Origin of the sequence: Cryobacterium inferilacus (genome assembly GCF_019599185.1) — a bacterium.
GTDB lineage: Bacteria > Actinomycetota > Actinomycetes > Actinomycetales > Microbacteriaceae > Cryobacterium > Cryobacterium inferilacus.
Genome location: NZ_JAIEUL010000006.1, coordinates 175041 through 186708, shown reverse-complemented (window position 1 = coordinate 186708; position 11668 = coordinate 175041). Strand labels below are relative to the sequence as shown.

The window sequence follows — 11668 nt, the reverse complement described above, 5'->3', positions numbered from 1 at the left end:
GCCAGGTCACGGCATAGACACTCGCGCGGTCGGGCGCCGCTGGCCCCCGACCGCGCGACTGCGTGGCCCCCAAAGGCGATACCGGTGGCCCCCGAAGGCAATATTCACTGGCCCCCAAACCCGCAAATACTCACACGGCGGACTCAACGGCCGGTTTCCGGGGTCCGCCGGGTCTATTTCATGAGGGCGTGCTTCACTCGGTAGGACTCGCCGCGGAACTGGAGGAGGCGGCCGTGGTGGACGATGCGGTCGATGACGGCTGCGGCCATATTGTCGTCGCCGAATACCGTTCCCCAGCGGGAGAACTCGAGGTTTGTGGTGATGATCAGGCTTCTTTTCTCATAACCGTCCGCGATGACTTGGAATAGGAGCCGGGCGCCCTCGGTATCGATCGGTAGGTAGCCAAATTCATCGATCGCGAGGAGACGGTTTTTCGCGATGTTGGCCAGCTCCCGATCGAGGCGGCCTTCGTCCTTGGCTCGGCGCAGCTGCATGACCAGGGATGAGGTGGTGAAGAAGCGTGCCGGGATTCCCTGACGGCAGGCCGCAGCGATCAGCGCGCTGGCGAGGTGGGTTTTGCCGGTTCCGACATCGCCGTAGAGGACGAGGTCCTCGGCCCGGTTGATGAACTCCAGCGATGTCAGTTCTTCCCGGCCGTAGTCCTCGGGGAACTTGACGCTGGAGTAGTCGAAACCCGCGAGTGATTTCAGGGCCGGTAGCCGGGCGGCGCTCAAGAGTCGTTGGCGGCGTGAGGCTTGCCGGGATTCGTGCTCGGCGAGGAGCATTCCGTGGAGGTACTCGCGTTGTTTCGGGGTGCCTTTCTCAGCCCATTCGGCCAGCACCGTGTTGGTCAGCGATGCCTGCCGGCCGGTATCGATGATGTCCTGCACGGTGACGAGGCTCACGCGATCTCTCCCGTCAGCGTGTTCACGGTGGCGAAGGCGTCGGTGGTGAAGATGTCATAAACGCTCAAGTCCACGTTCTCCACTGCCCGGGTGGTGCCGTCGGCCAGGCGCCGGGCGAGCATGCCCAACGCGGCGATCTCGGGGGTATCTCCGCGCTGGATGAGCAGGTCAGCTGCGGTGATGGCGGCGTCGAAACCGGCTGATCCCGACGCAGCATCGACGGCGCTGAGCAGTCGGCGCCGGTTGGTGGCGGTGGCTGTGTCGAGCCAGTCCCGCACCGGGGCGGGGACCAACGGTCGGAGTTGGGAATGGCCCCAGGCGCCGGGCTTGGTCACCAGCAATGGCAGCAATGATGCGGGTTCGAAGATCGTCTCGGTCTGCCGGCCGAACGCGCGTGGAAAGGAACGCACCGGGGTGGCGTGCTCGTCGAGGATCTCGATCACGTCGTGGCGCAACCCGACGGTGAGAGTGCGGCTGTGGAAGGACGACCCGGCCGCGTAGGTGTTCCCATCGATGAGCAGGTTCCCGGTCTTGTCGGCGGTGCGGGACTCGTAACGCACCGGGTCAAACCCGACGCCAGGCAACGCCAGAGAAGCGGCGACGTCCTGGGCGAAGAGCTCGCTGATGGGTAGGCCTTTCCGGTAGTGGGTGGCCTCAGCCAACGCCAGGCACCGTGTCATCAGCACCTCGTTCAAACCCTGCAGGGTGGCCGCCTCGGGCTCGGGGACCATCAGGTTGCGGCGGAGGAACCCGACCGCGTTTTCGACGTTGCCCTTCTCATTGCCGGAGTACGGATTGCAGTACCGGGACTCCGACCGGTAATGCAATTTGAACGCGCCGAACAGTTTGGTCTCAACGACTTTGGTGCCCACGCGTCGGCCGATGCCGGTGGCGTTATCAAACACCAGGTGCCGTGGTGCGGCGCCGATGTGGTCGAACACGGTCCGGAGCCCGTGGCAGACGCATTCGGCGGTTTCGCCGCGGTAGGCCTGCACGAAACGCATGTTCGAGAACGGGAACGTGACGACGAAGATGTGCAGGACCTGCCGGATACCGCCGATGATGGCCTCAGCCTGACCGAAGTCGACCTGCGCGGTGCCGGCGGGCCAGACCAGTTCCGTGAAGCCCTCCCCGGCCTGGCGGTGGAGCGCATTCCACTTCTTCACGAAGCGTTGCACCGGCGAGTAACTGCCGCTGAAAGCCTGCTCGGCGACCAACCGGTCAAAGACCCGTTTGGCTGTGTGGCGTTGCTTGCGCGGCCGGCGCTGGTCCTCGCTCAACCACGTCTCCACGGTCGCTTCGAACCCGGTCATTGCGGAGCCGCCGGGCCGGCCCACCGGTGCCGGCGGCTTCGGTGAGTAGTCGCGTTGCCCGGCGTATTTGGTCACCGCGTCGCGGCTGACTCCCAATCGGCGGGCGATTTCACGGCCCGGGATTCCGTGGGAGTCGAGTGTTCTGATATTTTCTTGCACGGACATGGGTACCGTCATCTGCTTCCTGGTTCCTTCCGGCGCGACCGCTTGGCAGTTGCTGCGCCGATAGGAACCTATCTGGGGGTGGCGGGCCCATGTCTCCAGCTCGCTGAAGACGGCCTCGGCCACCGGTGATCTCAATCTCTGCGTCTTCCCCAAATCCAAGGTCTTGGAGGGGAATCGACTGGCCTGATTCTTAGCGCTCTTTTGGCAGGAAACCGGCCGCTAACTTGGCAGGATTCCAGCGCTGAAACGGCCTACAAAGAGTTGATCACACACAGCCGTGCCGGAGTACACACCTCGGAGTGATTGTCGGACTCACAAGGGGGGCATGAAGCGTGGTTCCCTCCTGGCGATGCTGACCTGTTGCGTGCTCTCTCCCCCCCCACTGTGAAGCTTCAGCGCTTCATGTGCTGGGATCAGAGTTGATCTGTTCCGCCGTTCCCGCCGTTCGCGAAAGCGATTGAATTTTTGCTCACATGTACTAGAAGCCCTGCTCAGAAGATAATTCTAGGCGTTGGGCAGTCATAGTAGGCCGGTCGCCGTCGCCGAAGCCGATCAAGGTGTTCACAGAAATGAAACATTAAATATGGATATCACCTGTTAATCTCCCATATTGTGGACACGTCCCCATTGGGGACCGCTTCAGTCGAAGCATCGCCAGTGTCGGCAAAATCGTTGCACCATCAGCAGGGGGTACCACCATGTTCAAAAAAACTGTCGCCGCAATTGCTCTTGCGGTTCTTGCCGTTATCGCAGTACCGACCGCAGCTAACGCCGCGGGATACGTTCCGGTCGGAAACATCGCTGTATCGGGCACGCCGGCCCCAGGTGCCGTGGTCGAAGTAGCCTTCACCGCGGGATCCTTCACCCCGGGCGAGTCGGTCTCCTTCACTCTTACCGGCGAGAACGCTGCCGGCGCCACCCTTGCAGCTTTCAAGGCCGTCGTGAACTCGCAGAGCCTCGTCAAGTCCGCAACCGACACCGGAGCCGTCGCTCTCGATGTCACTCTGCCAACTGACGCCTCAGGCACGTACACCGTCACCGCGACCGGTCTCACCTCCGGCACCGTCGGCACCGCATCGCTCACAGTCGCTTCCGCTGACGCCGCGGCTGGCGCTGGGGCCGGCTCGGTCAGTTCCAACAGTGGCCTCGCCGCAACCGGCTACGACGCTCCGATGCTCGCCATCTGGGCAGCCTCTGGCGCGCTCCTGCTCGGCATTGCCCTGATGGTTTCACTCACCGTCGTACGCCGCCAGCGCGCCAACGCGTAACGGCCCTCCGCCCGGCTAGAGGCACCACCTTCCGACACTGCGTGAGGTTGCTAGGCCAGCACTGCTAAGGCCCCGAACTAAGTTCGGGGCCTTTCGCTTTGGGGGAGCGCGTTGCCGTGCCTCCTTCAGTCGTCACAAGGCAGAAAAGCTGCAGCCGGTATGCTCGAATATATGGGGAAACACGAATGAAGATATCGGTAATTGGCTGCGGCTACCTCGGCGCCGTTCACGCATCGGCCATGGCAGAGCTCGGCCACGAGGTTGTCGGCATAGACGTTGACGACGCGAAAATATCCGCGCTCAGCGAAGGGCGAACCCCGTTCTTCGAGCCCGGCCTTCCCGAAGTACTCACGTCGGCTTTGGCTTCCGGGCGGCTGCGGTTCAGCACCGACATCGCAGAGGCAGCCGGAGCTGAAGTACACTTTTTGGCCGTGGGTACGCCGCAGCAGAAGGGCAGCTACGCCGCTGACTTGACCTATGTGGATGCTGCCGTCACCGCGTTGCTACCGCACCTTGACGCCGGCGACCTGGTCGTGGGCAAGAGCACGGTGCCCGTGGGGACTGCGGCTCGCCTGGCCGCCCTAATCGCCGAATCAGGCAGCGGTGCATCTCTGGCCTGGAACCCCGAGTTCCTGCGAGAGGGCTTTGCTGTGCAGGACACCATTAGCCCGGACCGACTGGTCTACGGAGTGGCAGCTGGCATTGCTGGCGAGCGTTCCGTGGTCCAGCTCAACGAGATCTACGCCACAGCGATTGCCGCAGAGACGCCCCTTGTGGTCACCGACTTCGCAACCGCTGAACTGGTCAAGGTCGCGGCGAATGCGTTCTTGGCCACCAAGATCAGCTTCATCAACGCCATGTCCGAAATCGCCGAGGTATCCGGCGCCGACGTCACTCAGCTGGCCGACGCCATCGGGTACGACGCCCGGATTGGCCGCCGTTTCCTCAATGCCGGTGTCGGCTTCGGTGGTGGCTGCTTGCCCAAGGACATTCGAGCGTTCACCGCCCGGGCGGAAGAGCTCGGCCGCGGCGATTCGGTCGCGTTCCTAAAGGAGGTCGACTCCATCAACCTGCGCCGGCGCCAGCGGGTTGTTGACCTCACCGTTGAGGGACTCGGGCGCCCGATTTTCAACGCTAAGGTCGCGGTGCTCGGGCTCAGCTTCAAGCCGCATTCCGACGACGTGCGGGACTCGCCGGCACTCGATGTGGCCGTGCAACTGCGCGGTCTCGGTGCCGACGTTGTCGCCACCGACCCGCAGGCGATCGAGAACGCCCGAGTTCGGCACCCGCAGCTCAGCTACTCCTCCGACATCGAGGAGACGCTGCGCGGCGCAGCCGCCGTGGTGCTCGTCACCGAGTGGCCGGTATTCAAGTCCATTGATCCAACCTGGGCTGCGACCCTGGTCGAGACGAAGACCATCATCGATGGTCGCAACACCCTGAACGCGGCTGAGTGGCGCGCCGCCGGCTGGACTTACTACGGATTGGGCCGACCTTAATGGCATTGCAGAACCCTCGACTTGTCGCCTTCGACCTGGACGATACCCTCGCCGCGTCGAAGTCACCCATCGACCCGCGCATGGCCGATCTGCTCGTGAAGCTGCTCGACGTTGCCGAGGTATGCATCATCTCGGGCGGTAACTTCGCGCAGTTCACCATGCAGGTGGTCGACAACCTCAACGACGTTGATGCTGCAGCGCTCACCCGACTGCACCTCATGCCGACCTGTGGCACCCAGTACTACCGCCATCAGAACGGTACCTGGGAACAGATCTACGCCGAGAACCTCACCGACGACGAGAAGCAGCGCGCCCTGGCCGCCGTCGAAAAGACGGCCAAGGAGCTCGGCTACTGGGAGAGCGAGACCTGGGGTCCGATCCTCGAAGACCGCGGCTCGCAGATCACCTTCTCAGCTCTCGGTCAGGCCGCCCCGGTCGCGGCGAAGACTCAGTGGGACGCCGACGGCGCCAAGAAGACCGCCCTGCGCGAGGCCGTGCAAGCGCTGCTGCCCGACCTTGAGGTTCGCTCTGGTGGGTCCACCTCGGTCGACATCACTCGTCGCGGTATCGACAAGGCCTACGGCATGAACCGGCTAGCCGAGCTGACCGGAGTCCCCCTCGGCGACATGCTCTTCGTTGGTGACCGCCTGGACGAAGACGGCAACGATTACCCCGTCAAGGCGATGGGAGTCGACTGCGTGGCCGTGGAGGGCTGGACGGACACCGCTGCCTTCCTCGAAGAACTAATTCCTTCATTGAAGGCCGTTTGAGGAGGTGGCAGTCGGCGATGCCATGGATCAGGCCGGCGTCGATTCGCATGGTCACGCGTCGTCGAGCGTTTCGGACGCCGAGCGTCAATCGGTAGCCGAGAAGGGTGACGACTCCGTCGCGGGTCGCGGTGCGGTCAACCTGTACAGGACTTTGGATGCCAGAGGGGCTATCGGGGTTGAGCGCAGGCAGGACGGGCTCGGGGCGTCTTGGTCGTGCGCCGCGCGTAATGAGCCGGTCCAGGTCCGCGGCGGTCAGCCGTGAGGGAACGGTCGTCCCCGAGGAGCGTGTGGGTGCTGGCGAGCTCCGCCCAGATAGTGACGGTCTGACCGGCGAATTATCTATTCACGCTTCTATCGTTCGTGTCTGGCGATGAGGGCGTTCATCTTCCTGAATGGGGAGCGAGGTAGCGTCCCAGCTGCGTAGGAACTCGCGGCGGGTGTGTGTTTCCGACATGACAAACTGGGTGTCTTCTACCCAACGCCGCACCACTTGATCAAACTTATGGCTCTTTCTTGAGCCTATCGAATCGCGCTTGAGCGGGTTCCCAGTTGCGTGATTCGCGAGGGCGTCCACTGATCTTTGCGGCGACTTCAACCGGGCGCTCGCGACTACCTTCTTGATCTTTGTGTGGCGGCGCTGCGCACAGGATGCCAATGAACACCCAGATGGGCAGAAATGTCCATGAAGACTGTGTCGACACGCTGACCGCGAGATAGCCAGCCAAGATCAGCATAAGAGCAGATGCCCTGCGGTTAGCAACGAGCGTAAACAGGATTAGACCGATGAATGCGGCCAGCGCGAAAACGCCCAATTCTGCGCCAATATGCCCGTAGGCGTTTTCGGCGATTGGTCTCGCATCGGATCCCGCGTACGCGAGGGAGTAGTTTCCGCGGTACGTGGGGAAAAAAGCCCCAAACCGTCCTGGCCCAACCCCGAACACCGGACTGTCCCACATCATATCGAGCGCCACCTGGGTCTTCACGCCCCGAAGGTTGAGAGACGTTGTCGCGTAGGCATACTCGGGCGCGAACTCTGTGAAGCCGAGTTTTGCTAGCTGTCGGCCAACCGTCCCTCCGACTGCGGGGAATGTTAGGGTGGCGAGAACGCCAGCCGATGCGAGAAGACCGACCCAGACTACGACCCGGGTGGTCAGGCTAAAGGCGACGACCACGAACACGCCAACCGCTAGCCCGATATAGGCGGTCGTGGACTGCGAGTACACAATCGAGGCTAACGCCACGAGAACCGCAGCCCAGGACTTTCGGTAGATGGCAACAATGAGTGCCGCGCCGGCAAAAAATCCCAGATGCTGTCCCTCGAGGAAAGGCCCTGAACGGAGTGAACTCACGTCGCCGGTAACACCCAGCGTGCGGAAACCTAGTGCGGCGATCATGGCAGTGCTGCCGGTTAGAGCAGCGGCGAACTGGAGTAGCACAGCGGCTCCGCACGCCCATATTGATGCGACTATCGCACGAGCTGTCTTCTCCCGGTCAATCCGGCGGATCATTGCCCAAGCGCCGAGCGCGAAGAGTCCGTAGCCGAAGTAGAGAAGGAGGTCGACGCGCAAGTCGCGGTCGTAGGTTAGGGGTGCCAGCATTCCAGTGTAGGCAAAGTTTGCGACTGAGGATAACGCCAGCACTGCGGCCATTATCGTGACCGTCCAGCTAGCGAAATCCCAGCCAATGTGTCGTTTATTGGGGCCCGCGACATACAGTGCAATCGCGGCCACGAGCAGTATCTCGCTGATCTTGAGCGGAAACCCGATCGAGATTGTGAGCGCGTACTGAAATGGCATCAACACGATCGCGAGCATCAGAAGCCGCTCAAACCACGGTCCAGTACGCAGGAGGCTTTGTTCACCTCGGCGGTTGAGTCTCTCGCGACTGCTGCGAGATGTCACGCCAGTCCCAGTCACGCGCTCCCCTTTATCTCGCTAACGAAGCGCTAGTCTACCTTCCTCGCGATCAGGTCTTGCTAGCAAGCCACGACGGAGAGTGCTGGCTCTGGTAGGGGAGGGTGTTCAACGGTTTAGCGCTGAATTGCAGCTCTGCGGGCTTCGGCGGGGATTCCATCTTGGATCTCGCTGGGGTGAGGTACCCGTTCGGGGAGAGGCTTCGGTCGAAAGTGTAGTCGTCCTCTATCCGACTTTGGGACGGTGCCGAGCGCGCGGTCCCGGTTGGGCCAGACACGGACGTAGTACAACTCGGTTTCAAGGGTGCCAAGAGAAGCTCTGAGCCATGGAGTTCCGGCCAACCTCGATATGTCCCATGTGCCGGGAAGCTCTACGCAGGCGCAGAAGGTCAAGCGACTTGATACGCCGAGTCTGGCCCACCCGGGCCCGGGCGATCCGAGGCGTCTCGGAGTGGATTGAGGACCGCTACAACCGCCGCCGACGGCATTCCTCGATCGGGCATGTCACGTCAGTGGAGTTCGAGGTGCAGTACTCGTCACAGGCCGCTGAGATCCAACTCGCTGCTTAACCGTGTCCACTCTCCGGGGCCAAGGCCACGCTCGGGCACGCATGGACCATGTGGCGCTGAGGGGCGCGGTCGACGAGCGCGGACCGCGGTGGGCGCGGTGTGGGCTACCGACCCGTCAAGCCCTGAAAGAGGGCCCCAGTTCGAGGGAGGGCGTCTAGGTGGGCCCTAGGCGGCCCGTCGGTGCCGGTCTATGTTGTGCGCATCCCCCACCTGCTCAGGAGGCAACCCGATGCCCACAGCGCAGCACGAGCACGCACGCCATGCCGCCGCCCCACCGCCCGGTCGCCGGGCCTGGAGCATCGTCTTTGTGGTGTTCGGGCTGTTTGCGCTGGTGGTGCTCGGGGTCGCCGCAGTGACGATGATCACCCTCACCAGCAGCTTCGACGCGGTGGAGAAGATCCCCGACGCGTTCCCCACCGACGAGGCCGCCCGGCCGCCGGAGGCGACGGGGCAGGCCGCATCCGCTCTCAACTTTCTGCTGCTGGGCTCGGACACCCGCGGCGCGAGCTCGTCGTCGATCGCGAACATCGGCGGGCAACGCTCCGACACCATCGTGATCGTGCACGTGCCGGCGGACCGAGAGCACCTCAGCGTCATGTCCATTCCCCGGGACAGCTGGCTGGAGATCCCCGGGCACGGTGAGGCGAAGATCAACGCGGCCCTGGCCTATGGCGGGGTGCCGCTGGCGGTGCAGACGGTGGAGGGCGTAATCGGCGCCCGCATCGACCATGTCGCGGTGGTGGACTTCGCCGGTTTCAAGGCCGTGACTGACGCTCTCGGCGGAGTGGACATCGACAATCCCATCGCGTTCGACTCGTACCATCTTAAAGGGCACTCGTTCCCGCAGGGTGTGCAGCACCTCGACGGTGAGCAGGCGCTGGCGTTCGCCCGCGAACGGTACGCGTTCAGCGACGGAGACTTTCAGCGGGTGCGCAACCAGCAGCTTCTGATCAGCGCGCTGCTCAGCGGGCTGATGCACAAGTCGGTGCTGGCCAACCCGGTGACAATGGGAGGCGTGATCCAGGCGGTGCAACCGCACGTGGCCGTGGACGACGGGCTGACAACGGGTGACCTGGGGATGCTGGCGGCACAGCTCAGCGGACTGCGTTCGGAGGACGTGCAGTTCTTTACCATTCCCACTACGGGCACGGGTACCTCGGCGGACGGTCAGTCGATCGTGAACCTGGACTGGGCGGCGCTGCCCGGGGTGCAGGAGGCGTTTAGGGCCGACGCGGTGGAGACGGTGGCGGTGCCGCCGCAGCTGCAGGTTCAGGCAGCGGGGTAGTTACTCGGTGGTGTCTGTTTCCACGGCGATAGCGAGGCCCTCCAGGATGCGCTCCGTCTGGTCAGGACAGTCCTTTGCGGCCGACTGCTCAAGAACATTGTGTGCGACTTGCACTCGAGCGTCTTCAGAAAGGCCCTCCGTGGCGTAGGTGGCCAGGACCTTATCCACCGCGACGTTGAGGTCAGTGTCGGGATGTTCAGCCAGGTTTGTACAGACCAGCTTGCTGTAGAGGTTGACCACGGTCCTGGTCTGCTTGGTAATCTGCTGGGACTCGGTCAGAGGAGTGGCAGACGGTGTCGGAGTGGCGGAGCGGGTGGGCTCGGGCTCGGGGCCGGTGCAGCCCGAGAGCAGGATGACGCCGAGCAGAACGGTGGCCGAAGCAAGTGTGCGCATTGGGTGGGCCTACCCATCGAGTCTGAACGTGCCAACCACGCGAGCGAATGGCTATGGCTGGGCGTCAGGAGACGGGGGAGACCTGCTGCGTGCTGATGGCCTGCACGGCGATGACGGCCACTATCACCGCGGCGAGGGCGATGAGCGTGATGCGGGCGGCGAGCATCCCGTTGCTGTGTTCGTGTCGTCGGTACCAACGCCTAAGCCGACGAGTACGTCGGCGAAAACTCATGGCAGCAGGTTAGCGAGAACCGGCCCGGGGAGGGAACCCCTTAATCGCCCCCAATTCGGGTTGAGCGTGTCGGGGCGACCTAGCCGCCTCTGAGGGCCCGGTCTATGGTGGCGGCACCGCCCACCCGCCCGGCTCGCAGGAGGCCACCTGATGCCCGCAGTGACTACCGAACTGCCGCCGACACCCGCGGCCGCCGCCCGGCCCGGCCAGACCTGGCGCATCGTGCTGGCCGTGAACGGGGTCATCGCCCTGGTCGTGGCGGGGATGATCACCGCGGTGCTGTGGTCGGTCACCAGCACCTTCGAGTCGGTGGAGCGCATCCCGTTCGCGTTCCCGCCCGCCGCCGAACGGCCCGCGGTGGTCACCGGGGAGGCGGCCGCGGCGCAGAACTTCCTGCTGCTCGGCTCCGACAACCGGGGCGAAGACGGCTCGCTGGCCAACCTGGCCGGGCAGCACTCCGACACCATCGTGGTCGTGCACATCCCCGCCGACCGCTCGGGCCTGAGCATCATGTCCATTCCCCGCGACAGCTGGGTGCCGGTGCCTGGGCATGGCGAGACCAGCATCAGCTCCGCGCTGTCGCTGGGCGGGGTGCCGCTGGCGGTGCAGACGGTCGAGTCCCTCATCGGGGTGCGGGTCGACCACGTCGCGCTGGTCGACTTCGCCGGCTTCGAAGCCGTGACGGATGCCCTCGGCGGCGTCAGCATCGACAACCCCGTCGCGTTCGACTCCTACTACCTGCCCGGCCGCACCTTCGCCGCGGGCGCGCAGCACCTCGACGGCGCCGAGGCTCTGGCCTTCGCCCGGGAGCGGGCCGCGTTCGCCGGCGGCGACATGCAGCGGGTGCAGAACCAGCAGCTGCTGATCAAGGCGCTGCTCGGCGGGGTGTTGCAGGCCGAGACGCTCACCAACCCGAGCACGGTGGGCTCGGTGGTGGGCGCCGTCACCCCGCACCTGGCCATCGACGAGCAGCTCACCTCGGGTGACCTGGTGGCGCTGGGGGTGGCGATGCGGGAGGTACGCGCCGAGGACGTGGCGTTCTTCACCATCCCCACCGCGGGCACCGACGGCCGCACCACCGACGAGGGCCACCCGATCGTGAACATCGACTGGCAGCGGCTGCCCGGGCTGCAGGAGGCGTTCCGCAGCGACACCGTCACCCTCGCTGGTTGAGCTTGTCCTCGCTGGTTGAGCTTGTCGAAACCCGCGGGGGGTCTCGACAAGCTCGACCAACGTGGGGTCGCGACCATCTCGCGGGGTCTCGACAAGCTCGACCAACGTAGGGTCGCGACCATCTCGCTGGGTCTCGACAGGCTCGACCAACGTGAGGTCGCGACCATCTCGCGGGGTCTCGACA

10 protein-coding genes are annotated in these 11668 nt (G+C 64.2%); 5 read left to right on the top strand and 5 right to left on the bottom strand.

Annotated features, from left to right (window positions below; translation table 11 throughout):
* Positions 1–173: 173 nt before the first annotated feature.
* Positions 174–905, bottom strand: a complete 732-nt coding sequence (gene istB, locus K2F54_RS07900) for an IS21-like element helper ATPase IstB (protein WP_220605313.1) — start codon at positions 903–905, stop codon at positions 174–176.
* Complete coding sequence (gene istA / locus K2F54_RS07895) at positions 902–2383, bottom strand: IS21 family transposase (RefSeq protein WP_220605312.1); 1482 nt, start codon at positions 2381–2383, stop codon at positions 902–904. The genes istB and istA overlap by 4 nt, the downstream gene beginning before the upstream one ends.
* Positions 2384–3213: 830 nt before the next feature.
* Here istA and K2F54_RS07890 point away from each other — a divergent pair.
* The 3 genes from K2F54_RS07890 (at position 3214) to K2F54_RS07880 (ending at position 5920) form a co-directional block, all read left to right on the top strand.
* Positions 3214–3651, top strand: a complete 438-nt coding sequence (locus K2F54_RS07890; RefSeq protein WP_220605311.1) for a sortase — start codon at positions 3214–3216, stop codon at positions 3649–3651.
* Positions 3652–3836: 185 nt separating this feature from the next.
* Positions 3837–5150: a UDP-glucose dehydrogenase family protein gene (locus tag K2F54_RS07885; RefSeq protein WP_220605330.1), complete on the top strand. Its 1314-nt coding sequence runs from the start codon at positions 3837–3839 to the stop codon at positions 5148–5150.
* Entirely contained in the window at positions 5150–5920 is a 771-nt protein-coding gene (locus tag K2F54_RS07880) for an HAD-IIB family hydrolase (protein WP_220605310.1), read from the top strand. The genes K2F54_RS07885 and K2F54_RS07880 overlap by 1 nt, the downstream gene beginning before the upstream one ends.
* A 500-nt stretch (positions 5921–6420) precedes the next feature.
* On the opposite strand, the gene K2F54_RS07875 is transcribed toward K2F54_RS07880, so the two are convergent.
* Positions 6421–7734: an O-antigen ligase family protein gene (locus K2F54_RS07875; RefSeq protein WP_220605309.1), complete on the bottom strand. Its 1314-nt coding sequence runs from the start codon at positions 7732–7734 to the stop codon at positions 6421–6423.
* An 896-nt stretch (positions 7735–8630) separates the two neighbouring features.
* Here K2F54_RS07875 and K2F54_RS07870 point away from each other — a divergent pair.
* Positions 8631–9686: an LCP family protein gene (locus tag K2F54_RS07870; RefSeq protein ID WP_220605308.1), complete on the top strand. Its 1056-nt coding sequence runs from the start codon at positions 8631–8633 to the stop codon at positions 9684–9686.
* Here K2F54_RS07870 and K2F54_RS07865 read toward each other — a convergent pair whose 3' ends face one another.
* Together K2F54_RS07865 and K2F54_RS07860 are read right to left on the bottom strand one after the other, a co-directional pair.
* Positions 9687–10079, bottom strand: a complete 393-nt coding sequence (locus K2F54_RS07865; RefSeq protein WP_220605307.1) for a hypothetical protein — start codon at positions 10077–10079, stop codon at positions 9687–9689.
* Between the two features lie 64 nt (positions 10080–10143).
* Positions 10144–10311, bottom strand: a complete 168-nt coding sequence (locus K2F54_RS07860; RefSeq protein WP_220605306.1) for a hypothetical protein — start codon at positions 10309–10311, stop codon at positions 10144–10146.
* Between the two features lie 150 nt (positions 10312–10461).
* Here K2F54_RS07860 and K2F54_RS07855 point away from each other — a divergent pair, with 150 nt between their 5' ends.
* Positions 10462–11484, top strand: a complete 1023-nt coding sequence (locus K2F54_RS07855; protein WP_220605305.1) for an LCP family protein — start codon at positions 10462–10464, stop codon at positions 11482–11484.
* Positions 11485–11668: the final 184 nt, after the last annotated feature.

Coding starts and splice junctions, on each gene's coding strand:
- K2F54_RS07855 (WP_220605305.1), top strand. CDS start 10,462: ATGCCCGCAGTGACTACCGAACTGCCGCCGACACCCGCGGCCGCCGCC.
- K2F54_RS07885 (WP_220605330.1), top strand. CDS start 3,837: ATGAAGATATCGGTAATTGGCTGCGGCTACCTCGGCGCCGTTCACGCA.
- K2F54_RS07860 (WP_220605306.1), bottom strand. CDS start 10,311: ATGAGTTTTCGCCGACGTACTCGTCGGCTTAGGCGTTGGTACCGACGA.
- K2F54_RS07865 (WP_220605307.1), bottom strand. CDS start 10,079: ATGCGCACACTTGCTTCGGCCACCGTTCTGCTCGGCGTCATCCTGCTC.
- K2F54_RS07880 (WP_220605310.1), top strand. CDS start 5,150: ATGGCATTGCAGAACCCTCGACTTGTCGCCTTCGACCTGGACGATACC.
- istA (WP_220605312.1), bottom strand. CDS start 2,383: ATGTCCGTGCAAGAAAATATCAGAACACTCGACTCCCACGGAATCCCG.
- K2F54_RS07870 (WP_220605308.1), top strand. CDS start 8,631: ATGCCCACAGCGCAGCACGAGCACGCACGCCATGCCGCCGCCCCACCG.
- K2F54_RS07875 (WP_220605309.1), bottom strand. CDS start 7,734: ATGCTCGCGATCGTGTTGATGCCATTTCAGTACGCGCTCACAATCTCG.